Here is a 23363-nt window from a genome sequence, read left to right as displayed (position 1 = left end):
GATACTAAGGAGAACTTTCAAATGCCTGATAAAACTAATACATCTAAGGTTACCCAGCAATTAAATGATTTACTTGAAACTGTAAAAAAGATACCAACCTCCGAATTATTGGATCATGCACTTTACGAAAAAGACCCTGCTAAGAAAGCAGTCTTCAAAGCTATGTATGAATATGTTATCGATGAACGTCAATCAAAAACTATTCAGCAGAAAAAGTTCACCATCTAAAGCACCAGTCAACTTACATTGTTTAGCGGCATTAATCATGCCATTAAAAATACATCTCATCAAACGAATTGAATTTTATTACATCGGATTATCTGATGATTCCAGAATATCAAAGTCCGATATCTGGAAATAGACGTCCTATTACTTACTGCTTTTTCGATCTAGCTAAAAAAAACGGCTCCCGCAAGTGAATGATCACTTGGCAGGAGCCGTTCTATGATTTATTTCTGATCCGCCCGAATATCGGTATAGCCATCCAGATAATTGGCATATCTGGCTAAGGTGAAGAGATAATCGGATAAGCGGTTTAAATATTTCAAAATACCCGGGTCAATTGTTTGTTGCGTATGTAACGCCACCACACTGCGCTCGGCGCGCCGGGCTAGGGTTCTGGCGTACTGCAGGTTGGCGCCGGTGATTTTGCCACCGGGTAAGATGAACGCCTTGATCACGGGTAACGTGGGCGTAAGGGTATCGATACGCGCTTCCATTGCCGGCAACGCCTTGGGGTCCAAGCGTTTTGAGTCTTTAATGTTGATGTCGGCTTGTAACGCGTATAAATTTCGTTGGATTTGTAGCAATTCCGGTGCTAGACCGGCGTTTGGGGCTGATAGTTGGGCCAAAACATTACCCAACCAGGTCTCCAGTTCATCCAAGTCGCCCAGGGCTTGAATTTGCGGATCAAACTTGGGGACCATCTTACCGCTGGCTTGCCGAGTGTAACCGGCATCCCCAACTTTGGTATAAATTTTCATCAAAACGCTCCAGTTCTCTAGTTCAAATAACGATCCAAAGCTTTGGTCAGGGGCACCTTCAGTAACGGATAAAACGCCAGATTCCCTAAAGCGTGATAGCCGTCAAAAAGCAGGCCGCTGAGCCAATAAGCCACGAACACTTGGCCTTGGGTGACGCCCACTAGCACCATCCCCAGACTCACCACCATGCCGTACTCAAAGCCTAAAAAGACACATAGTCCCAGCTGTAGCCAAAACCAGCGCTTTAGGGGCAGGAGTAATTTCACCAGGGCCACCGTTAAAATACACACGGTATAAGCCACGATTTGAGGGATGGTCCAAATCCCAAAGCCCAGGACCACATTGGACAACACCATGGTCAACACCGCCAAGGGCAAGCCGTAGTTCACCCCAGCCACCAGGGTGACGATCATCAAGATATCGGTCACCGGTTGCACATTGGGGATGGGGATCTTCACGATGCGCAACACGATGCATAACGCCGTCAATAAGGCCAATAGTGTTAAGCGCCGAATCCGCACCCGACTGTCTGTCATGGTTCAACCAACTATTTACTTAAGTTGAAAACAACCTTATCGTTGTTTTGCAATTTTTGTTGGGTGACACCCTTGGAAGCCATCTTACCGTTAATGGTGTAAGTCCAATACAACTTTTGCTTGGTGTTTTGCTTGTGGCCATCAATGGCCGTAACAAAACCTTTACTTTGTTTCACAGACCAGTTTTTCTTCAAACCCGTTAAAACGGTGGCATTCTTAGCCACTTTGGTGGTTTTCTTAGAAATAGTTTTCTTGCCTTGCTTCAAGGTATAAGTGGTGGTAATGGTTTGCTTGGCTGCAGCTTGAACCGGTGTGGTGTCTGCTGTGAAGGCCGCTGTAGTGGTGCCCCCAAAGGTGATCAAAGCCAGTAATGAAACGACGATACGTGTTAATTTCTTCATGAATAAATTTCTCCCTAAACAAGTTTTTGAAACATCTTTATTGTTGGTGTTGGGCTTGGTTAAGTCAAGCCATTATTTAATTGGGCAAGCGCCCCCGGCACAATCGCTTTGATCAACCAATTCAATATCTTTTTGATCATGGTTGTCATTTTGAGCCGCAAAGACTTGAGCCACGTCTCCAGAAATTTCAGCGTGGCGCTTTTCATATTCGCTGGCGGCAATAGGTTCTTTAGGGGCTTGTTTGAAACCAGCACCCACATAAGGCAATAGGGAGGTGGACTTGATGGTATGGCGATATTGGGCCATCAAACCGGCGATTTGCTTGGCTTCTTTAGGTTGGAAGGTCACCGTACAGCTGACGGCGTTATCAGACCAATACGTCTGCAAGAAAGCTTGGGTGGCAAATTGTTCCGCAATGGAAACCGTCCCGGCGGAGGCAAATTCAGCACTTTCCGCATTGGCGGCCTTCACTGGGAATTCCACACAAACGGTGTTCTTGGTATACACATCCGGTTCCATGTGATACCCGCAGGCCTTCAAGGCTGGCAGTAGTGGATCATTGTCTTGGAAACGAATCCGTTGAATCAAGTAATCCGCATAGTGGAAGTGCATCCCTTCGGACACACCGGCCAGCTTAGATACCGTGCCGGAAGGTTTCACAGTGGTATGTTTCAACGATGGGGCGCAATCCAAGGCGTCAGAATAAGCCTTGTCCGCGTCAATCACCGCATGATACAGGCCATCCACAGTCTTCACGGCAGCGGGGTCATAAATCGGTTCATTGACGGTCATGCCCGTAGCTGGATCTTGGACGGTCTTAAAGCCTTTAACAACCCGGTTGCCAAAGGTCCCTAAAATCCAATCTTGAATCCCAGACATGGAGATCCCGATACGACGATTCTTTTGAATCACGTTGCGGGATACTTCCCAGTCATAAGGACTGAAAGTGACCCGTTTGGCATAACGGGTGGCCAACCCAAAGGCGTCCTTTAAGTCCCAACCTTGTTGGCTGGCCACATAAGGGAAGACTTCAAATAAATTACAAGGTTCCCCATTGGCTAAGGAAATTTCACCACAAGGATTGGTACCTTCCACATCCCCGTCGATATCTGCTTGCAGACCATCAATCAAACGACCGTAGTTCTTAGAAAGTTCCAAGTTCACGATACCAGGTTCGCCGTTATGGGCGATGGCATCGGCGATGGCCGTGTAATCACTGAAGCGGGTATCCACTGCCACGGAGTTGTTGGAAGCCCAGCGGTGATGCATCAGTTTCTCTTGGTCTTGTTTCATGGTAATAAAGTCGTTGTCTTCCCCGGACCCCAAAGCCAATTCCGCCGAACGCCGCACGTTGCCGGCCACCACGGTTTTACCGATCATATTGGCCATATCGGTGCAGTCGACAGAAGTCAATTTAGCATTTAAGCGCGTATTTAATAAGGCGTTAATATCAAATAACATTTCAACCAACGGCATTGGCCCCGAAGCGGTGCCTCCAAAGCCTTTGATCCGGGCACCCTTAGGCCGGATTTGACTGATGTCTAATACTAAGTCGTCATTGTCATTCACGTTGGTGGCGTCAAAGTGCAAGTCCATCATCTCGGCGTTGGCTAAGACCCAGCCTTCTCGAGTATCGGGCAATTCATAATAAGCCACTTGATTTTTATCATGTTGGGCCAGCCAAGCGGTTTTATCCGTGGCACCTAATTTCAAAGAAGCATCGTAGGAGTCGCTGGCTTTGTCGATGAGGATGGTCAAATTGATCGACCGATCTACTTTAGGCATTTGTTGCACATTGGCTTGGACCACGGAAAAACCAACGCCCCCACCCTTCATCAATTGGTCGAATAAGAAGGCATAGGGCATGGATACCGCTTTTTGAGCGGGGTCCAAGTAACTAGGTTGAATATGGCTATCCCCATAAGCTTGGGGCCGCATGGCGATGAACCAACAGTTGTTTAAAGCATCGCCATTGCGCTTTTGATAATCTGTGCCCGAAATCCACAGATTCCGCCCGGATGGGGTAGCAGCCAAACCGTAAATCAATTTGAACAATTGCTCAGCTTCAACGGTCAAATCAGCCACCACATCGGCGTCCACTTCCGGACCACTTAAGCGGGGATCCAGGTTAATGTTGCCTTCAACCACCCGTTTCACCGTTTCCGCCCAGTTTTCTGTGCGTTGTTTGTCCGGCAACCAGCGGGCATAGGTCCGCTTATAAGTGACCCACCCTAAATCGCCCCAATGGGGTTTGACAGTTTGTTCCACGTCATTTATGTAATCTTGCGTCAATGTAATAGTTTTAGTTTTAATCGTTTGCATGGCAATTTCCTCCTTCGGCATACTATATATGGTAGCTCATTTTCGAAATGAACACAACATAAAGTGCTAAGGATTATGCTTGACAGTATTTTTTTAACCGCGATAGTCCCTGGTGTCTTTGGCTTTGCGCCATTTTTAAAGATTAATTAAAAATTATTGACTTGCTTTTTGGTATACTTTCAAGTAATGCCACCACAATACTTGGCACAACTAGATAGGAGACTTGCTTATGACCGTGACTTTACCACCCTTCACTTTAACCAACTTACCCACTTATTGGGACCTGGCCTATGGCGACCCCCAAGCAGAATGGTACAACTGGGATGCCCCTTACCTGCCCCGGCAAATCCCCACCAAAACCGCCTTCGTCACCGAAGCGAACCCTTACTTAGACCCCAATCTTTTCCGGTTGATCGCCGTGGACAATACCCCCGTGGGCATGGTTTCCGCTCATTATGAAGATGGGAATTTAAAGCAGTGGTTAGATATGGGCATTGTGATTCAAAACCCTAAGCTGTGGCGCCATGGCATCGGTAAAGCGGCGTTATCCCAGTGGCTGGATTTCCTCTGGCAAACCATTGATTTACCCCACCTCGGCATCACCACTTGGTCTGGGAACCAGCGGATGATGGGTTTAGCTGAAAGTGTGGGAATGCACCAAGAAGCGGTGGTCCGCCAAGTTCGTTACTGGCAAGGCCAATATTGGGATTCGGTGAAATACGACCTATTGCGCGCCGAATGGGGCCAAGCTAAAGACAAAAATGACTAAGTTTTTCATTGAAGCTATTGGGGTGTTTTGACCCTGGTCTTGTTAAAGTTAGCCCAAAAACCCACTACTCCCGCGACAAAACAAACGACGCAGTCCAAGGCTAAGCAGGGGGTCACTTGCTCGGATAAACTATAAGGAATTAAAAAATGCTTACCCCTTCTGAAATTTCAGTGGGATAAGCATTTTTTTACATATTATGACGGCGTTATGGTTGGCTTAAGCCAACCGTTAAATCCGGAAATCCCGCGCCCCGCCGGCGATGGCGTCTAAGCGCTTGGCCACCACTTGGCGAATGCGTTCATTGGGGATGTCGCCGATTTGGTCATCGATCAGGCGATTGCCGGCTGCCACGGTTTCGGGGCTAGCGTAGTCTTCCAGGTACTCCTTCAGGGTCATCAAGGCGTTGGGATGGCAGCAGTTTTGAATCTGGCCGCTCTTACACAGGGACATGAAGCGGTCGCCGGTGCGGCCGGCCCGATAACAGGCGGTACAAAAGCTTGGAATGTAGCCCAGGTCCATCAACCAGCGCACCACTTCGTCCAAGGAGCGTTTGTCGCTGGTGTCAAATTGATTGGATTCCAGGTCCGCCTGGGTTTCACCGGCGTAACCCCCCACACTGGTGACGGAGGCGCCACTGATTTGTGAAATACCCAGGTCCAAAACTTCCCGGCGGATGTCTTCGCTTTCTCTAGTGGACATGATCATGCCGGTGTATGGCACGGCGATTCGGATGCAGGCCACGATTTTTTCAAAGGTTTCATCGCTGATGCCGTTGTCAAAACTCTCGGGGTCGATGTCATCGGCCGGACAGATCCGGGGCACACTGATGGTGTGGGGACCCACACCATAAGCCGCTTCCAGATGTTCCGCGTGCATTAAGAGGCCGGCGAATTCGTAGCGGAATTTGTCCAACCCGAATAAAACGCCGATACCCACATCATCGATGCCTCCCTCCATAGCCCGGTCCATAGCTTCGGTATGGTAATCATAATTACGTTTCGGGCCATAGGGATGCAGGTCTAAGTAACTTTGCTTGTGATAAGTCTCTTGGAATAAAATGTAGGTCCCGATACCGGCATCGTGGAGCTTCTTATAATTTTCCACAGTGGTGGCCGCAATGTTGACGTTCACCCGCCGAATGGCACCGTTCTTATGCTTAATGCTGTAAATGGTATTGATGGATTCCAGGACATACTCAATGGGACTATTCACCGGATCTTCACCGGTTTCCAGGGCCAGGCGTTTGTGGCCCATGTCCTGGAGAGCAATAACTTCCCGTTCAATTTCGGCTTGGGTTAATTTCTGCCGGGGGATAGTCTTGTTTTGGCCGTGGAAGGGACAATACACGCAGCCGTTGACACAATAGTTGGATAGATAAAGCGGCGCAAACATCACGATACGGGTGCCATAGTAGGCCTCTTTGATGCCCTTAGCCAAACCCATGATTTCCTTGTTTTTAGCTGGCAAGGTACAGGCCAATAACACGGAGGCTTCCCGGTGGTCCAGGCCCTTATGTAAGCGGGCTTTATCCAAAATTTGGTCGATCAAGGTTACATTGTCCTTGTTGGCGTCGGCATAGGCTAGGGTTGCTTGGATTTCATCATTGCTAATAAATTCAGTGGCGACATGAGATTTAGGATCGTACATGGAAATCCTTCCTTTCTAATTGAAGGGGGTGCGGGCACATATAATCGTTTGTCATGTGAATGGTTGAATTATTCCGGTGTCATAATGAATTCTTAGTTATCAATTAGTTCAAACTTATGATATTTTCTCAAGAATGTCAATTAAAATCTTCACCGGTCATCTCGTTAAAGTCTTGGTAATAACCGGATTAAAGCTAAAATAGGTGGATTCCCTATTTTATGCCTGCGGGCTATCCTGCCTATTACCACCGTTTTCGAAAATAATCGCAATTAGTGAATCTATTCACTATACTGTTTTTTTGACATTCTCCCCAGGGCGATGCTCCGCCAAGCTTTAAAGGGAGCTTTCGATGCGATCTGGCTTAAAGATACCAGACTTGGCATATAATCCCAGAGCAATGACGATCATCACCGCCGCGAACAACGAAATACCTATGTAGCTATTAAATTCCTTGAACAACAGGCCACCAATAATCCCAGCTAGGGTTTCACCCAGATACATAGCCGCATTGGACAAGGAAGAAATCGTACTGCGAGCATTCTTGGCGGTACTTTGCAGGGTGGTCATGAACAGCGGGAAAATGAAGCCGTTGAACAAGAAGACGATGGTCAACAAGACTTCGGCCAACCAAAAAGTAGTGACAAAGGGCAATAGCAAGTACAAAACAATCAACGCAATGAGTTCTAATAAGAACGTCCGGGCCAAGCCTAGTCTATTGACCAAACGGCTTCCGAATAAGCTGCCCGCCAAATTGCCGGCACCGATGGCGATCATGGCCGTCCCCACCCCAGCTAAGGTCAACCCGAAACTTTTGGTGAACCAGGTGGAGATAAAGGTGATTGAAGTGAAAGAGCCGGTTTGGAAGACAAAATATGCCATGAGATAGCTGATGGCCTGGCCATTACGGGCCACGTTGGCGTAAGTCTTCATAAAGGAAAAGTGCGCCCGGTGCCCAACTTCTAGTTCTGGCAGGGCCAACAAGTTCAACCCCAATAGTAATAAGGCCGCCCCAGAAATCACGAAAAACGGTGCGTGCCAGGAAATAACGGCGAGATAACTGCCAATGGGAATCCCCACCAGCTGGGAGACGGATAAGCCCGCCGTGGCATAGCCCATGACCTTAACAATGTCTTTACGGGCCACAACCACTGGGATCGATGCCCAAACTTGTGGCGTGACAAAAGAAGCACTGACCCCCGCCAAGAAGCGAAAGAGCAGCATTAAGGTGAAGTTCACGGCAAAGGCACACAACAAGGTGGACACCGCAAAAGCCAATAAGCCCCATAGCATGACTTTTTTCCGATCCCGGCCATCGGAAATCGGCCCGGATATCAAGGCAAAAACGGCATAGCCAATGGCATAAGCACTCACCATCCAACCGGAAATACCGGTTGAAACCCCATAAATATTACTTAATGTGGGTAATAATGGGGAAATTAAAAATGTATCCGTTCCAATGAGGAACATGGTTAGAAAAAACATCGTGGCATAACGACGCATGCGCTTCAACTCCTTTAAAATATTAGTTTGATAATCGTCAAACTATCGAACGAAAATAAGCATAGCATTGACGAAACCATTTTGCAATAGTATTATGGTTTTATGATAATCAAACAACAAACAGATGATGAAGCGCGGGTTCAGATTCTAAAAGCCATTGCCGACCCAGCTCGGCTACAAATTATTCGTATGCTTTACGCCAAGCAAGCTGAAATGAACTGTGGCGAAATCGGAGAGAACTTGGATATTAATAAATCAACAGTGTCATATCACTTTAAAACCTTGCGTGAAGCCGGTTTGACCACTACCCGCAAAGTTGGTCAAAATAAATATGTTCGCCTCAACGAAGCGTTATTTGAAACCGTCTTGCCTGGATTTCTGGCAACGTTATAATTAAAAAAAATACTTACCCCAGCCGCAAAATTGCGCTAAGGTAAGTATTTTTTAGGTTGTCATGATCAATTTTAAAACGGCGTTACAGCGCTTATTGCGCTCTGCCCCGTAATAGCCCAATGACACTTTGGCCAATTGGCATTTCATCATCCGTCAAGACATGAACAGAACCGCCAAAGGCTAAAACAACTACCGCAATGTCGTTTAATAAATTATGCTTAGCGGCCGTTTTGCTCTTGGTATCCACGTTCATGTCTAAATCGATGACCCCATGTTCCACGGTGTTATCCCGGATCAGCACTTGGCGAATCCGACCTTCAACCGCGGCTTGGACCACGTTATCCACCCCAGAAGTCTCCCGACCACCAGAACGGGCGTTATCTAATTCTTGTAAGATTTGCGCCTTACTTTGCACGGCGAATTGGGCGTTGATATCATCTTTCAACCGGTTCAGGGTTGGCTGATCCAGTTTAGAAGGGACCCGGGTAATCTTAATATTAGATTCCAGCATCCCATTTTTAGTGTTTTTTCTGAAGATATCCTGGACATCTTCAGCTCCTAATAAGACAACAGGCACATGTTCCACCAAAGTGAACTTCTGGCGCACGTATAAATCCACGGCCTTATAATAGCGAACTAAGTCATCTTCCTTAGGCACGTCTTGAATATCCCGGGTACTGTAAACATCGTTGCCGGCATGTTCTGGATGGACCTCAGTTTGGCTGTCCACCAATAGCGGATCGATGATTGCCTTGTGGAAATCATTTGGCGCATCAGTTGGTAAATCAGCGAGTTTCAAAGCGCCATCCCGGACGCGATACAATTTGAAACCGGCCTTATCAATACTTAACATGTCATAATCAAATTTGTATTGTGCATCTTTAATAATCGGTAAAATATATAAGTTATCAGACACATAGCTTTGATCTTCTGGTTGAATATTCAAATAATATCTAAAGATATGCGTTTTACTGGCGATAACGGCCATGCCTTGAAAGCCGTCTCGACCCAAGGAGCGTTCTGAGGCGATCAAGTCAAATTCTTCTTGATACACATCCCACTCCCGCTTTGGATATTGCGATGTGAAATCCTTTTGCGCTTGGGCAACCAGATTTTTATAAGCTGATTTGTCTTTTTGAATATTGGTATCATTTGGATTGACGCCCATAAAAATAGAAATATAAGGACTTTCCTTTTCACGAGTCACGTCCATAACTAATTTCTTTAAATCGTCTGTTAATGCCATTCTCAACCAACCTCCATTTATTTTGACCTTATATCCACAATAACATAGAACCATTTTCAATGAAAATTTAATGAAAACAAAATGATACTATATACTCTCTATAATATCGTATCTAACACCAGCGGTCCAAGATTAGCACTGTTTTTCTGAATCTTGAAACAAGCTTGGATGTCTTGCAGCAATTCGGGACTGACTTGATTGGCGTGGACCACGGCTAAAGGTTCCCCGGCAACCACCGCGTCACCGATTTTATGCCGTAACACGATCCCCACGGCAGGGTCGATGGCCGCTTCCTTCACCAAGCGACCACCCCCTAAATGAACTACAGCCATACCGATTTGCTCGGTGGCAATCGCTCCTATAACGCCCGTTTTGGGGGCCGTTATGGTGATTTGTTGAGGGGCTTTTGGCAAGCGGCTGGGGTCATCAATATAAGCCACGTCCCCACCTTGGGCGGCCACCATTTGTTTGAAACAAGCTAGGGCCGTGCCATCCCTCAAAGTGCCTTGGGCCAATTGGTGGCCTTGGCTTAAATCGCCAGCTTTATCCCCCATGACTAACATCTGGGCGGCCAGGGTCAAGGTCAATTCAGTGATATCTTCAGGGCCCTGCTGGGTTAAACAGGCAATGGCTTCTTGGACTTCCAGACTATTGCCAATGGCCAGTCCCAGGGGTTGCTCCATGTTGGTGATCAACGCCGCCATTTTGATGCCCGCGGCTTTGCCAATGGCCACCAACGTTTGGGCTAATTCCCGGGCTTCCGGCTGAGTCTTCATGAAGGCCCCACTGCCACATTTCACGTCCATCACTAAGCCGGAAATCCCGGCGGCCAATTTTTTACTCATGATGGAACTGGCAATTAACGGGATGGACGCCACGGTACCGGTGGTATCCCGGAGAGCATAAAGCAAGCGGTCCGCCGGTGCTAACTCAGTGGTGGCACCGGTTATGACGACTTTAGCTTGTTGTAACGCTGCTTGTAACGCCGCATCATCCAGCGCTACGTCGAAACCGGGGATACTTTCCAATTTGTCCAACGTCCCACCGGTGTGCCCCAAGCCGCGGCCGGCGATCATGGGATCATATAGGTTACAAGCAGCCAAAATCGGTGCTAGAATGAGACTAACCTTATCCCCCACGCCCCCGGTGGAGTGCTTGTCGATGATGGGTAAGAACTTGGCCGGCCAGTGGAGCTGCTCTCCAGAATCCCGCATGGCCATGGCCAATTCACTGGCTTCTTGAAAATTCATCCCCTGCAAATACACACTCATCAACCAAGCACTGACCTGGTAATCCGGAATCTTGCCTTGGGTATAATTGGTCACCACAAATTGAATTTCTTCAGGGGTTAAGACCGCGCCGTCGCGCTTGTGGGCGATAATTTCTAACATTGACAGAACCATTGATCTCATCCTTTCTCGGAGGTGCTTTATGGATTTAAAAACATTACAGGCGTTACCTAAAGTTGAATTACACTGCCACTTAGATGGTTCCTTGTCCTTAAAAGCCATTCGCCAATTGGCTAAAATGGCCCAGATCCCGGTACCCGAAAGTGATCAAGCTTTGGCACAATTGACCCAGGTCCAAGAACCCATCGCCAATCTGGGGGAATATTTAGAAAAGTTCGACTTTGTGGCCCCCCTCTTGCAGACCAAAGCCGCCTTAAAACTGGCCGCCTTTGACGTCTTGGAACAAGCGGCGGCGGAGAATGTCCAATACATAGAAATCCGCTTTGCCCCCGCTTTTTCCCTAGATCAGGGTTTAAGCCTTGGTGAAACCATTGCCGCAGTGATCGACGGCCTCAAGCAAGGCGAAGCCGCCTTTGGCATCCATAGCAATCTCTTGGTCTGTGGCATGCGTCAATTGGACAATGCTGCTAATATTGCGGCTTTTAAAGCGGCGGTTCCTTACTTGCACCAAGGCTTAGGCGGGGTGGATTTTGCCGGCAATGAGGCGGACTTTCCACCAGCCGACTTAAAACCGGCCATCGCCTATGCCCGGACCCAGGGTTTGCCCTTGACCCTGCACGCGGGGGAATGCCATTGTGCCCATAATATTTATGAAAGTATTCATTTAGGGGCCACCCGCATTGGCCACGGCACGGCCTTGTACGAGCAACCCGACTTAGCCGCTTATATCAAAGCTCACCACGCCTGTCTGGAATTATGTCTCACCAGTAATTTACAAACCAAGGCGGTCACCAATATCGCGGACTATCCCTATGATTTAATCCGACAAAACCAATTACAAGCTTGCATCAACACGGATAACCGCACCGTCTCTAACACCACTTTAACAAAAGAATATGCCCTGTTTCAAAAATACTTTCAAACGTCGGCCGCCACTTTTCTGCAATTCAATTTGGACGGTATTGCCGCCGCCTTTTGCGCCCCGGCTTTAAAGGCCCAACTGACCCGGCAATTCAAGGCTGCTTATCAAGCTCTATCCTAAAAGTTGCAATTTTAATCGATTTTCGATATTCTGAATACATCAACTAACGGAAGAAGGTCTGGCAATCATGCGCGGTTATGAAAAGACGAACATTCAAATCGATGAAATGCGCTTAAGCGTGTCTTTTCACCATACCATTGGTTTTATTTTGGCTACTAAGGGGACCAGTCTGTCTAAAAATAGTCAAATGTACAACAACCAATGACCGCCGAGACGCCAAACCATTTAAGGGAAAGCCATGGTGCGTGATTGCCATGGCTTTTTGCGTTCTCCGGCAACTTTAAGGAGAAGAAAACATGCTACTACAAGCCAACAAAATTACGAAACAATACGACCACGAACCTATTTTGACCAATATTTCCTTACACCTTACGGCAACTGACCGCATCGCCTTGGTGGGTCAAAATGGCAGTGGCAAGTCCACTTTGATGAACATCCTACTTGGCAGTGAGACCGCCGATAGTGGTGTGGTGAGCCGGGCTAAAACCGCCACCATCGCCCATTTAGACCAGCAACTGCTGGCTGTCCCTGAGACAGTCACTGCTTTTCTGGGGGCCAGTCAACCGGCCTTGTCCCGCCTGCAAGCTGAATTGCATTACTATGAAGCCCAAATGAGCCAACCAAATGTGGCCTTAGACAAAGTATTAAACCGCTATGCTGATTTGCAGCAAGCCTTTGAAGACCAAGGTGGCTATGCCTTTGAAGATCGGATCAACACCATCTTAAAGGGCTTGGGGATTTGGCACCTGAAGTCAGCGGCTATCCAAGACCTTTCCGGTGGCGAACGGATGCGAGTTGCTTTAGCCCAATTGTTACTTTCAGAGGCCGACTTTTTCCTCTTAGACGAGCCCACCAACCATTTAGACACCGCCGGCATTGAATGGTTAGAACAATTTTTAAAAAAGGGCAAAACCGGCTATCTGGTGATTTCCCATGACCGCTTATTCTTGGACCGGGTGACCGAGCAAACCTGGGAAATAGAAGATGGCCAACTGCTGGCCTATCCGGGGAATTACACCCGCTATGTGCAACTCAAAGCCCAGCACTTGGCCCAATTGCAAAAAAATCATGAATTGCAAGCCAAAGCCATTCAAAAATTGAAATTACAAATTCGGCAATACCGACAATGGGGCAATGAGAGTCAAAACGAGAAGTTCTTCCGCAAAGCCAAAGAACTGGAAAAACGCTTAGCCAAAATCCAAGTGATCCAAGTGCCCAAGTCTCCCAAACAGCGCCTGCAAAATGTCGCTGTCGCCGGCCGTTCCGGTAACAACGTCATCACTGCGCAAGATTTGGGCATGACCTTTAATCAACACCTCTTATTCCAACACGCTGATTTCCGGCTACACCGGGGAGATCGGGTGGCCATTACCGGGGCCAATGGGTCTGGCAAGAGTACCCTGGTAAAATTGATTCTGGGGAAGCTGGCTCCCACCAGTGGGACCGTGACCTTAGGCGCGAGTTTACACACGGGCTACCTGCCGCAAAATCCCCAATTTGACCAGCCCCAAAGTCGCCTATTGGCTTTTGTCCAGACCTTTATGCCCAATGAACAGGCTGCTCGTCAGGCACTGGCCCGCTTTGGCTTTTTCGCTGAAGACGTGGCTAGGCGCTTGCAAGACCTTTCTGGGGGTGAACGGATTCGGCTGACCCTGTTGCGTCTCTTCCAAACTAAACGCAACTTATTGATTTTAGATGAGCCCACCAATCACTTGGACATTGCCGCGCGAGAAGAAATTGAGCGCCTGCTGGCAGATTACAGTGGTACCCTACTGATCATTGCCCATGATCGTTACTTCCTGCGGCAATTGTGCGACCAAGAACTCCACATCGCCCAGCAACGAATTACGCAAATCCCGTGGCCAGCAGGCACTAATTAATGCTATGGTAGAAGTTGAAAGTTGACACCAGTCAATTGAATTTGTAAAATTAAATTGTGCATCATTGATTCTAGGCACCCATTCTTAGGAGGTTGTTTCTATGGCATCAGTTCAAGACACCAACGCAAAGCAATCAATTTATGACTTCACCGAAGCCCGCATTAACGGCACTGAGGAAAGTTTAGACAAGTATAAGGGTAAGGTCCTGCTCATCGTCAATACCGCCAGCAAATGTGGCTTCACACCCCAATTCGCCGGCTTAGAACAACTTTACAAAGATTATCAGGATAAAGATTTCGAAATCTTAGGTTTTCCTAGTAACCAATTCCTACACCAAGATCCTGGCAGCAACGCTGAAATCAACGAATTTTGCCAAATGAACTACGGGGTTTCCTTCCCAATGTTTGCCAAAATCAAAGTCCGGGGCAAAGAAAAGAACCCGCTTTACGATTATTTAATTGAAAACTCCAACGGCAAAGCCATCAAGTGGAATTTCACTAAGTTTTTAATTGGCCGTGATGGGGAAATCATTGAACGTTTTGAACCTAAAGATAAACCTGAAGATATTGCGCCAAAATTGGCTGAAATTTTAGACTAACAAATAACCGGATCTGTTCCCGTTTTGGGGCAGGTCCGGTATTTATTTGGCCAAAATCGAATTATTTCAGCAATAATGGCAACCGAATTAGATTTTCAGCTTTATCGCCAATTCCCGCCGGCTGATTTGTTATAATAAACGAATGCGTTTTCAAATCGAGGAGTGAAGTAGTTGTATTCGTTATTGTTGGCGATTATTTATATCGCGTTTATTAGTTTAGGTCTCCCGGATTCCTTGATTGGAGCCGGCTGGCCGGTGATGCATACGGCCTTGGGCGTCCCCATGGCGGCTGCGGGGATCATCACCATGTTGATTGCTGGGGGCACCATTGTTTCCAGCATCTTATCTGATCGGCTGACCCAGCGCTTTGGGGCCGGGCTGGTGACGGCTGTGAGTGTTGGCACCACCGCCGTTGCGCTGTTGGGCTTTTCTTTTGCTGGGGAGTTCTGGCAGTTATGTCTTTGGGCCATCCCCTATGGCATGGGTGCCGGGGCCGTGGATGCGGCTTTGAACAATTATGTGGCCCTACATTACGCTGCCCGGCACATGAGCTGGCTCCACAGTTTTTGGGGTGTCGGTGCGGCCATTAGTCCTTATATCATGAGCTTTGCCCTGAGCAGCGGCCGGGGTTGGACCGGGGGCTATCGCATCGTGGGCCTCTTACAAATTGGCTTAGCCGCCATTTTACTGCTCACCTTGCCCCTGTGGCGGCAATCAAAACAGCAACAGCAGGCTGCAAAAACCACTGCCCCCAAAGCACCGGTGGCACCCCTGCGCTTGCCACAAATTTTCAAGATACCTGGCGTCCCCTTTGTGTTAGCCGCATTTTTTGCCTATAGCGCCGTGGAACAAACCGCTGGAATTTGGGCCAGCAGTTATTTGGCCCAGGCTCGCGGGGTGCCCCTTGAGACCGCCGCGAGTTTTGCCTCCTTCTTTTACTTAGGCATCACCGGGGGCCGTTTTCTCACGGGCTTTGTGGCCGACCGCCTGGGGGATCGGCGCCTGATCCGCTGGGGCGCGGGCCTGGCCCTGGTTGGCATCGCCTTGATTCTCTTGCCCCTGCCCACCAAAGCCGCTTTAGCCGGCCTGATTATCACTGGCCTGGGCTGTGCCCCAATTTTTCCCGCCATCATCCACGCCACCCCCATGAATTTTGGGGCTCAATACTCCCAAGCCATCATTGGGGTACAAATGGCCGCCGCTTACCTGGGAACCACCTTCATGCCCCCATTATTTGGCTGGTTAGCCGGCACCATCACCATGAACCTCTTCCCAATTTACCTACTGCTCTTCGGGATTATCCTGTTGACAGTTACCGAACTATTACAGCGGACTTTACGCCACACCAAAAACATCCTTTAAAATTTGAACTGCAATACACAAAACGGGTCTCTCAAAGTTGGCGAACAACTTCAAGAGACCCGTTTTAATATGTTTAAAAAGTAGTCCTTGTCCCCCTAGGCCCTTTGATCCGGGTCCTTTGGCGGTGGTGTGGGCTTTTTCGGCCGTTTAGGACGGCCCTGCTGCTGTTTTTGCCGTTCCTTGACCCATTGGGCCAGTTGTTGTCGTTGAGCCTCAGAAGACCTACTATAGCGTTCTGTCATCCGGCGCTGTTGGGCGGGATTGACGTTTTGATCCAGCCACTTGGATAAGTCCTCTGGCAGCATACGACCACTGAAATCCGACTTAGGGGCGGGTTGCGGCGGTGTTTTAGGGGTTGTCGGCTTTTTAAGACTGCTGGCGGCCGCTTGTTCCGCGACTTTATAGGCATTTTTGCGGATCTGGCGCTGGGCCTTACGAAAGGCCCGCTGGTCATCGGCGTTAAATGTGGTGAAGTCTTGTTGCTGGGCCTCGGGCAATTGAGCCACATCATACATCTGCTGGCGGGCCTCACTGTTCATTAAGAACATGATGATGGGATAAGCCAGATATAAGAACAAAGCCACTTCCGGAAAGAAGAAGGCCACCACAATGGCCAATAGGCTAATGGGATTCATGTAATTTGAGACACTGCCATAAATCTTCACGTAAACCTTTTGCATGGCCCCTTTATCCGTGTACTGCAAATGGATGATGGCCTTGGCCAGTGCGCGGAAGATGATATTCACTAAAGCTTGTAAGATGCCGTACAACATCACCGTGATCCGGGTGGTATTGGCCGCCATCATATTGGTGAATAAGGGGATCAGGGACAATACCGCCAAAAAGAAGATATCTAAAATCAAGATGCGATAAGTCATGGTGTCGATTTCTTCAAAGGCTGTACCGTGCTGATACCACATATTGGCCACAAAAATAAAACTGATGAAGAAAATACCAATGGATTTTGAGAGCTTTAAATAATTCGGCCAGGAATCCCGCAGTACCGGTGGGATATCCAAGACCATAATGGTGATGATAATGGCAATAATGGCATCACTAAAGGCGTCTAGCCGTGTTTTGAGTTTTTCCATCCAAAAATCCTCCCAGGACAAGTTATCTGGGCCATATTATACGCCGAAAATCCAAATTTGCCCGCCCATAATTGGGGTGATAACAAAATGTTCACAAATTGGGAACAAAGACCTGATAAATAGTCATCATTTAGTCCGATGACTATCACAACTGGCTATTATAGTATATAGACATAAGGAGTTGATAATTATGACACCAGATCAAAATGATGTTATCTCAACAATGTTATTCGATGTTCAATATCCAAATATTTATGCCTTGACCGAAAGCGGGCATATCATCCAAGTGAACGTGACTGACCAACAAAAAAAGGACCCCATTTTTTGGCGTATCCTAGATAAAATCAGACAAGCTAAAATTTGGGTCCCATTATTGAAAAAACAACACCAGTTATTAGACAATGACTGGCTAGCGGTGGAATAAAAACTAGTGGTGTTACACAGCCACTTTTATAAATAGATAAATGGCGTCGGCAACGTGTTGTTGGCGCCATTTTTGCAAGTTGCATTACTTATGATTTTGCCAATCGTCGATGCAAGCGGCGGCCAGACCTAGGCTGACCACGGCATCTTTAGATAATTTATCTTTTAAAACTGTGTCACTGACCAATTCGGCAGCGGCCCCCACCACTTCAAAGCCGTAGGTCAAAATATTTAGATCCACTTTGACCACATAGCCGCCTTCAAAGGCATTTTCGTGGTTGTAATGGAAGGTCAATTCATTTTCATCTGGGGAACCATCCACGTGGTTGATCATGATGCGGTCTTTTAACGCACTCAGCTTCGTAGCTCCCGCGTCTAAAGTGAACAAGTGATCAGATTCGGTCTCATAGTAATGTTCTTCAGACATTTCTAAGTAAGTATTAATGGGTTGGTTCAAAACTTTCAGATTATCGATCACTTGGAAAACCCGGTTCTTGTCAAGGCGCTGACTGCGGTCGGCAATGCCGTCCTTATGGGCTTCTAGCCAGTCAGCCAGCTTAGAAATTTCTGTTTGTGCCATAATTTACCTCCAAAATTACATTTCAATTGTGTTAAATCGTTTAAAGAAAGTTTAAGAAAGCTTTAAGAAAAGTTATACTAATAGTAGGTAGTCGTTGATTCACTGCAAGTATCGGAAGGACGTGTTACCTATGATGCAATCGAAGTATACCGAATTACCCATTATCGATTATCGGGGCAAGCCAATCAAGTTAGCGTATCACGTGACCTACACCATGCGACTGAAGAATGGCTACATTCTAGCCTTGAAGCCGGGGGAACACCTGATGAGAATCCCCAATTTACTCGCGACACAGCCTAAGCAAAAACGGGCGTGATACCAATCCGTGATACCAATAATCATAGATCACCAGCAGTTGCCCCAGGGGCAGCTGCTTTTTTGTGGTCCTTTTATAACACCAGGTGGTTATCCACCAAGCCGGCCCCTTGAATGTACGAATACATGATGGTGGGACCAATGAATTTAAAACCTTGTTTTTTAAAGGCTTTGGTCATCAATTCCGACAAGTGGGACACTGTGGGAATTTCCGCGGCAGACTTGGGTCGGGCTTGCACGGGTTGACCACCCACAAAGTCCCAGACAAAATTATCGAAACTTTGCCCTTGGGCCTGCATGGCCGCAATCACTTGGGCATTGTGAATGGTGGCGTTGACTTTCAACTTATTGCGGATCATTTTGGGATCTTGTAAAATTTCAGCCGCTTGGGCTGGGGTCATTTGGGCCACTTTAGCGATATCAAAGTCTAAAAAGACCCGTTTCATATGGGCCCGGCGCTTTAAAATCAGCTGCCAGCTCAGCCCCGCTTGAAAAATTTCTAAACTCAACAGTTCAAATAACGCTTGATCCCCATGCAAGGATTGGCCCCACTCATCCCTAGAATAAGCGATTATTTCAGGGGTGTCTAGGGGCCAGGGGATGGTTTTAGGGTCAAAGGACATGCAAAAAACCTCCTGGTACCAAAAAGGGAGACTGCAAAGTCCCCCTAAGTTGTTTTTAGGTCACATATAGCACATTTATTTTTTGACAGGTTTGTTATCTTCGTCAGTCTTGACAATCAAAACATCGCACAAAGCGTGCTGGTTGACATATTCCGTGACGGAACCCACTAAGACCCGTTCCACGGCATTTAGCCCCGTGGCCCCGATCATGATCAAATCATTCTTATGGTCTTTGGGGAAATCGTGGGAAATGACCGTCTTAGGATTGCCAAAACGCACGTGGACCGCCAAATCTTCATCTTTAATATCATATTTACTTTGAATAGATTCAGCCAAATTCTTCAGATAGTCTTGGGCATCTTCGGAAATTTGATAAATGGCATCCCCGGACAACATGCCACCGTAGCCACCAATAAATTGTTTGGTATCTAACACATTTAAAATATCTAAATGGGCTTTATTTAATTTGGCAACTTGTACCGCCTTGTTCAAAGCCAGTTCAGCTTCTTTGGAACCATCAACTGGTACTAAAATGTTTGTATATTCTTGTAGCATACTGATCATCTCGCTTTCTGCTTTACATATTAAGAATAATCTACTGCCCCCGGCAATTCAAGAATTAATGATTTATTTATAAATACTTTGATAGAATTTAACAATTTCTCGGGCGAGAACTTGCACCCCTAACAAGGTATTGGCTTTATTCATGGCTGCCAACAACGTCCCCGGGGCCAGTTGAATGGCAAAAACTCCAGCAAATTGGTCGCCCAGGGCTCCTAAATCCGCCGCCCGCTGACCCACTAGGGCAATAATTGGTTTATGGTAGTGGTTGGCAATATCGGCCATTCCCTGGGGGACCTTGCCCAAACTGGTTTGGGTATCCATGCGGCCTTCGCCGGTGATCACCAGATCTGCGCCTTGCACGGCCGCAGTGATCCCGGCTAAGTCTGCTAAGGTATGGAAGCCATTTTGTTCATAGCGTCCCCCTAATAGATATAGGCCAAAGCCAAGGCCCCCGGCCGCGCCAGCCCCAGGTAAATTGGCGATATCCGTGTTCAAATCCTGTTGGGCCTGGGCGCCTAGTAAGATTAATTTTTGGTTTAAGTGCTTCATTTGCTTGGGGTCTAAACCTTTTTGGGCCCCAAAAAATAAGGCCGCCCCCTGCTTACCGCTTAAGGGTGCACTCACATCGGGGGCTAATATCAAATCCACCTTGGCCAATAACTGGCGGGCGTTATTAAGCTCAAATTTGGCAAAATTGATTAAGGGATTCACCCCGTGGGGAATCACGTTATCTTGGTCATCGTAAACCGTGGCGCCCAGGGCCTGCAACAGCCCCAAGCCCCCATCGGTGGTCCCAGAACCCCCTAGCGTCACAATGAGCTGGCTGGCCCCGCTGGTCAAGGCATCTAATATCAATTGCCCCAGGCCAAAACTTGAAGCCTGGTAGCGCTCCTCAGCGGTTTTAGTATCCGAGAAACTCAAACTCACCGCCTGCGCTGCCTCAATGATCGCCAGGCGTTGCCCCGCTAAGTCCGTCAGCAAATATTGCGCTAAGCGGTTTTGATTGAAGTCATCCACGATGGCAACTTTTTTCACCGTGCCACCGATAAATTCCCGCATGGCTGCCAACGTCCCCTCCCCGCCATCAGCGATGGGATAGACTTGGGTTTGGGCATTGGGATCGGCTTGGTGCACCCCCGCAGCCACTGCTGCGCCAATACTTTGGGTGTCCGCACTCCCCTTGAAACTATCCATGGCAATTACTACTTTCATTGAAAGACTCCTTTATAGCTTGTCAGCAACTTATCTCATTTATTATACCAACAATTTTACAAAAATGTGTTAACATGAATACCATAGGAAACTACGAGAGGATTTGATGACATGTTGGAAGAGCAGCGTGTTTTAGACTTACAAACCGGCATTAATTTCCGGGAACTTGGTGGCTACCAAACCAAAGACAATCGGCGCATCAAGTACCGTAAAGCCGTGCGTTCAGCCAAGCTCAGCACCTTAGATCACTTGGACTTGGCTTATTTGCAAAATTATGGGGTACTCATTGATGTGGATTTTCGCTCCGATGATGAGCTGGCCAAGGAGCCTGACAAGCTGCCTGAAGGGACCCAATATCGCCACTTACCCGTCTTTGATTACGATGAAACCAAGAGTTCCAAGACGCCGCAACAACTAGATGACGAGTTACGGGAAAATCCGGATATGGGCTATACCGAAATGTTGCGGGTCTATCGTAATATGGTGACCCAAAAGACATCCCAACGGGCCTATCGGGAATTTTTCGCTAATTTATTGGCAAATTCAGATGATAATCAAGTATTACTGTTCCACTGTACCGCTGGCAAGGACCGCACGGGGATGGGGGCTTTCTTCTTATTAAGCGCCCTTGGTGTCCCCGAAGCCACTATTGAAGCCGACTATATGTTGACCAATCAAACATACAAGGCAAAAATCGACGCTATTTTAGCAGACGCCAAGGCGGGTGGGGCCACCGACAGCATGCTACGCAGTATTCGTTATTTATCTTCAGTGGACATTGCCTTTATCCGGGAAGCCGAAGCTGAAATCGCCAAAACTTCTGGGACCACTGACCAATATCTCAAGGATGTTTTAGACCTATCCAAGCAAGATTTACAGGATTTAAAACAAATATATCTAACGGACTAGCTTAATTTTTGTTTAGAAACTTAGGGAGATTTTTATTATGAAACTTTATCAAGCATTGACCCAAATTACTTTGGATGACCACTTAATTGATGCCTATACGGAATACACGGTGACAGTTCAGGCCAAAAGCCCGCTGAATTATACCCCGGAAGAACTTTACAGCTATATTGACTCGGTGCTAGCCCCAGGTTCTTTTCATGAAGAAAACAACCTGCGCTTTGTCAGTGATCCGTCTTTCATCAGCAGTAATTATGACTTTAATGCCAATCCCTTCACCGCGCAGTTCACCGCCTTTGAAGATAAAGTTGCCTTTAGTCAAAAGGTCGTGGATGACTTGAATCGCCATTTATCCGTGAATATTGATGGGGATAAGCATGAATTTCAATTGATTTTTGTGGATTAAGAAATTATAGCAAACACTAAAAAAGAAACGCCTTTTGCCAAGCTGCCTAATCAGACAGTCTTGCAAAAGGCGTTTTAGTGTATCTTGACATTGTCTAACTAGCCCAGGGTCGTATCACTGAAATAAAATGTTCCTTTAATACCCTGGTCATGGTTGCCGAACTTGTTGCCAAAAATCGTACATCCCCCCACGTTTTTAGCGGAGTCTTTGACCTCAAAGCGCAAGGTCCAAGAAGCTTTGGTGGTGTCGATGTCGGCGATTTGGGTCTCAGCGGCATACTGACCGTCGATAAAGGACCCGTGTTTAGAAATTCTAAAGGATTTCAACATCCCATATTGATTCATATCGTTATAGACCCATTTGGGCGTATAGCGGCCCCGAACATCGGAGAAGTCCCCGGGGCTGGTCCAGACGCCAATATTGTGGCCGTCTAAGCTCACGGAAATGTCTGAGGGCCAGTTGTTATTGGAAAATGGGAACTCTGAGCTTAATTCCGCAGATAATTCAATCATTTCCAGCTGTTGATCACTGGCTAAATAATTAGGAACTTTATATTCCACAAAACCCTTGGCAAACCACAGCATCCCCGCTTCCGACCGCTCTGGGTCCATGAAATAGCTGGGATTATCCACCTTACCAATGAACCCGGTTTGCCCAGCTAAGCCACAAGATGGCTGCACATCAAAATCCGTGAACTGGCCAATGGGCAGTTCAACCTGCCAATTTTCATAAGGAATATATAACTGTTTGGGAAAAGTAATATTGATCTTATCCACCTGTAAGCTGGAAATCCGTTGATTGCCCTGCTTTTCTGTGCGAATAAGGTTCGCATCCCGCAACTTATTTAAATGCATGATGGTAATGGGACTGCTTAAGCCGATAGCTTGGGCGATTTCGGAAACGTTCATTTTTTGTTTGGAGAGCAATTGAATGATCTCTACCCGCACCTTACTGTCCAAGGCCGCAAATACCGGCAGCGACTTGTCTGAGATATCAAGATCCATGGTTTAACCTGCCAACTTTCGTATTAATATTTTAATTAATATCTTAGCGCCAAAGTCTGAACTTGTCCAACCATAAATAGTGTTTAGACTATATTCCGCTTTATGTTATGTTTAAACAGTATTTTTAAGCTTTCCCGAGAAGTAAATATGA

26 protein-coding genes are annotated in these 23363 nt (G+C 47.2%); 12 read left to right on the top strand and 14 right to left on the bottom strand.

Translation table 11 applies throughout. The features are described 5' to 3' along the window. The first annotated feature begins 21 nt into the window (after nucleotides 1-21). On the top strand, nucleotides 22-228 hold the full coding sequence (locus FC83_RS05945) for a hypothetical protein (protein ID WP_035451212.1): 207 nt from the start codon (nucleotides 22-24) through the stop codon (nucleotides 226-228). A gap of 221 nt (nucleotides 229-449) precedes the next feature. On the opposite strand, the gene FC83_RS05940 is transcribed toward FC83_RS05945, so the two are convergent. The 4 genes from FC83_RS05940 to nrdJ form a co-directional block, all read right to left on the bottom strand. Next, complete coding sequence (locus FC83_RS05940) at nucleotides 450-983, bottom strand: cob(I)yrinic acid a,c-diamide adenosyltransferase (protein WP_057002520.1); 534 nt, start codon at nucleotides 981-983, stop codon at nucleotides 450-452. A 17-nt stretch (nucleotides 984-1000) separates the two neighbouring features. Further along, nucleotides 1001-1519, bottom strand: coding sequence for an ECF transporter S component (locus FC83_RS05935; protein ID WP_035451210.1), 519 nt, complete (start codon nucleotides 1517-1519; stop codon nucleotides 1001-1003). Between the two features lie 11 nt (nucleotides 1520-1530). Beyond that, entirely contained in the window at nucleotides 1531-1920 is a 390-nt protein-coding gene (locus FC83_RS05930; protein WP_035451207.1) for a DUF4430 domain-containing protein, read from the bottom strand. Between the two features lie 72 nt (nucleotides 1921-1992). Next, nucleotides 1993-4242, bottom strand: coding sequence for a ribonucleoside-triphosphate reductase, adenosylcobalamin-dependent (nrdJ, locus tag FC83_RS05925; RefSeq protein WP_035451206.1), 2250 nt, complete (start codon nucleotides 4240-4242; stop codon nucleotides 1993-1995). Nucleotides 4243-4471: 229 nt separating this feature from the next. Between nrdJ and FC83_RS05920 the strand changes: the two genes are divergently transcribed. Continuing rightward, on the top strand, nucleotides 4472-5011 hold the full coding sequence (locus FC83_RS05920; RefSeq protein ID WP_035451204.1) for a GNAT family N-acetyltransferase: 540 nt from the start codon (nucleotides 4472-4474) through the stop codon (nucleotides 5009-5011). Nucleotides 5012-5239: 228 nt separating this feature from the next. Here the strand turns inward: FC83_RS05920 and hydG are convergent, their stop codons facing one another. Next, nucleotides 5240-6658: a [FeFe] hydrogenase H-cluster radical SAM maturase HydG gene (gene hydG, locus FC83_RS05915; protein WP_035451202.1), complete on the bottom strand. Its 1419-nt coding sequence runs from the start codon at nucleotides 6656-6658 to the stop codon at nucleotides 5240-5242. 333 nt (nucleotides 6659-6991) lie between these two features. After that, nucleotides 6992-8158 carry an MFS transporter gene (locus FC83_RS05910; RefSeq protein ID WP_035451199.1) on the bottom strand — a complete coding sequence of 389 codons (1167 nt, stop codon included), beginning with the start codon at nucleotides 8156-8158 and terminating at the stop codon, nucleotides 6992-6994. 102 nt (nucleotides 8159-8260) lie between these two features. Here FC83_RS05910 and FC83_RS05905 point away from each other — a divergent pair, with 102 nt between their 5' ends. Beyond that, complete coding sequence (locus tag FC83_RS05905; RefSeq protein ID WP_035451196.1) at nucleotides 8261-8551, top strand: ArsR/SmtB family transcription factor; 291 nt, start codon at nucleotides 8261-8263, stop codon at nucleotides 8549-8551. Between the two features lie 91 nt (nucleotides 8552-8642). Here the strand turns inward: FC83_RS05905 and FC83_RS05900 are convergent, their stop codons facing one another. Together FC83_RS05900 and FC83_RS05895 are read right to left on the bottom strand one after the other, a co-directional pair. After that, entirely contained in the window at nucleotides 8643-9797 is a 1155-nt protein-coding gene (locus tag FC83_RS05900; RefSeq protein WP_057002519.1) for a baeRF6 domain-containing protein, read from the bottom strand. 98 nt (nucleotides 9798-9895) lie between these two features. Further along, nucleotides 9896-11194: a thymidine phosphorylase gene (locus FC83_RS05895; RefSeq protein ID WP_035451325.1), complete on the bottom strand. Its 1299-nt coding sequence runs from the start codon at nucleotides 11192-11194 to the stop codon at nucleotides 9896-9898. 34 nt (nucleotides 11195-11228) lie between these two features. Here FC83_RS05895 and add point away from each other — a divergent pair, with 34 nt between their 5' ends. The 5 genes from add (at nucleotide 11229) to FC83_RS05875 (ending at nucleotide 16088) form a co-directional block, all read left to right on the top strand. Then, nucleotides 11229-12248 carry an adenosine deaminase gene (gene add, locus FC83_RS05890; protein ID WP_057002518.1) on the top strand — a complete coding sequence of 340 codons (1020 nt, stop codon included), beginning with the start codon at nucleotides 11229-11231 and terminating at the stop codon, nucleotides 12246-12248. 67 nt (nucleotides 12249-12315) lie between these two features. Then, nucleotides 12316-12453 (top strand): hypothetical protein, encoded by a 138-nt coding sequence (locus FC83_RS17025; protein WP_156405569.1) that lies wholly within the window; start codon nucleotides 12316-12318, stop codon nucleotides 12451-12453. Between the two features lie 91 nt (nucleotides 12454-12544). Then, entirely contained in the window at nucleotides 12545-14128 is a 1584-nt protein-coding gene (gene abc-f / locus FC83_RS05885) for a ribosomal protection-like ABC-F family protein (protein WP_035451192.1), read from the top strand. A 100-nt stretch (nucleotides 14129-14228) separates the two neighbouring features. Beyond that, entirely contained in the window at nucleotides 14229-14726 is a 498-nt protein-coding gene (locus FC83_RS05880; RefSeq protein ID WP_035451190.1) for a glutathione peroxidase, read from the top strand. Nucleotides 14727-14897: 171 nt separating this feature from the next. Further along, entirely contained in the window at nucleotides 14898-16088 is a 1191-nt protein-coding gene (locus FC83_RS05875; protein WP_035451187.1) for an MFS transporter, read from the top strand. A gap of 95 nt (nucleotides 16089-16183) precedes the next feature. Here the strand turns inward: FC83_RS05875 and FC83_RS05870 are convergent, their stop codons facing one another. After that, nucleotides 16184-17179, bottom strand: a complete 996-nt coding sequence (locus FC83_RS05870) for a TMEM175 family protein (RefSeq protein ID WP_052004484.1) — start codon at nucleotides 17177-17179, stop codon at nucleotides 16184-16186. A gap of 190 nt (nucleotides 17180-17369) precedes the next feature. Here FC83_RS05870 and FC83_RS05865 point away from each other — a divergent pair, with 190 nt between their 5' ends. Continuing rightward, a complete protein-coding gene (locus FC83_RS05865; protein WP_035451186.1) occupies nucleotides 17370-17603 on the top strand; it encodes a hypothetical protein in 234 nt (77 codons plus the stop codon). 84 nt (nucleotides 17604-17687) lie between these two features. Here FC83_RS05865 and FC83_RS05860 read toward each other — a convergent pair whose 3' ends face one another. Then, complete coding sequence (locus FC83_RS05860) at nucleotides 17688-18182, bottom strand: hypothetical protein (RefSeq protein ID WP_035451184.1); 495 nt, start codon at nucleotides 18180-18182, stop codon at nucleotides 17688-17690. 130 nt (nucleotides 18183-18312) lie between these two features. Between FC83_RS05860 and FC83_RS05855 the strand changes: the two genes are divergently transcribed. Beyond that, complete coding sequence (locus tag FC83_RS05855; protein ID WP_420805622.1) at nucleotides 18313-18498, top strand: hypothetical protein; 186 nt, start codon at nucleotides 18313-18315, stop codon at nucleotides 18496-18498. Between the two features lie 73 nt (nucleotides 18499-18571). Here the strand turns inward: FC83_RS05855 and FC83_RS05850 are convergent, their stop codons facing one another. The 3 genes from FC83_RS05850 to FC83_RS05840 all read right to left on the bottom strand — a co-directional run bounded on the left by FC83_RS05850 (nucleotide 18572) and on the right by FC83_RS05840 (nucleotide 20896). Continuing rightward, the gene (locus FC83_RS05850) at nucleotides 18572-19120 is read right to left on the bottom strand and encodes a DNA-3-methyladenine glycosylase I (protein ID WP_052004483.1); all 549 of its coding nucleotides are present in this window, start codon (nucleotides 19118-19120) and stop codon (nucleotides 18572-18574) included. Nucleotides 19121-19195: 75 nt separating this feature from the next. After that, nucleotides 19196-19675, bottom strand: a complete 480-nt coding sequence (locus FC83_RS05845; RefSeq protein WP_035451317.1) for a universal stress protein — start codon at nucleotides 19673-19675, stop codon at nucleotides 19196-19198. Nucleotides 19676-19747: 72 nt separating this feature from the next. Then, nucleotides 19748-20896: a glycerate kinase family protein gene (locus tag FC83_RS05840; protein WP_057002517.1), complete on the bottom strand. Its 1149-nt coding sequence runs from the start codon at nucleotides 20894-20896 to the stop codon at nucleotides 19748-19750. Nucleotides 20897-21007: 111 nt separating this feature from the next. Here FC83_RS05840 and FC83_RS05835 point away from each other — a divergent pair, with 111 nt between their 5' ends. After that, nucleotides 21008-21805 carry a tyrosine-protein phosphatase gene (locus FC83_RS05835; protein ID WP_035451182.1) on the top strand — a complete coding sequence of 266 codons (798 nt, stop codon included), beginning with the start codon at nucleotides 21008-21010 and terminating at the stop codon, nucleotides 21803-21805. Nucleotides 21806-21842: 37 nt separating this feature from the next. Beyond that, the gene (locus FC83_RS05830; protein ID WP_035451180.1) at nucleotides 21843-22208 is read left to right on the top strand and encodes a hypothetical protein; all 366 of its coding nucleotides are present in this window, start codon (nucleotides 21843-21845) and stop codon (nucleotides 22206-22208) included. 98 nt (nucleotides 22209-22306) lie between these two features. Here the strand turns inward: FC83_RS05830 and FC83_RS05825 are convergent, their stop codons facing one another. Then, nucleotides 22307-23212, bottom strand: a complete 906-nt coding sequence (locus FC83_RS05825; RefSeq protein WP_035451179.1) for an ArsR/SmtB family transcription factor — start codon at nucleotides 23210-23212, stop codon at nucleotides 22307-22309. Nucleotides 23213-23363 lie beyond the last annotated feature (151 nt).

It is taken from the genome of Agrilactobacillus composti DSM 18527 = JCM 14202 (assembly GCF_001436375.1).
Classification (GTDB): domain Bacteria; phylum Bacillota; class Bacilli; order Lactobacillales; family Lactobacillaceae; genus Agrilactobacillus; species Agrilactobacillus composti.
This window is presented reverse-complemented; position numbering and strand designations above follow the sequence as displayed.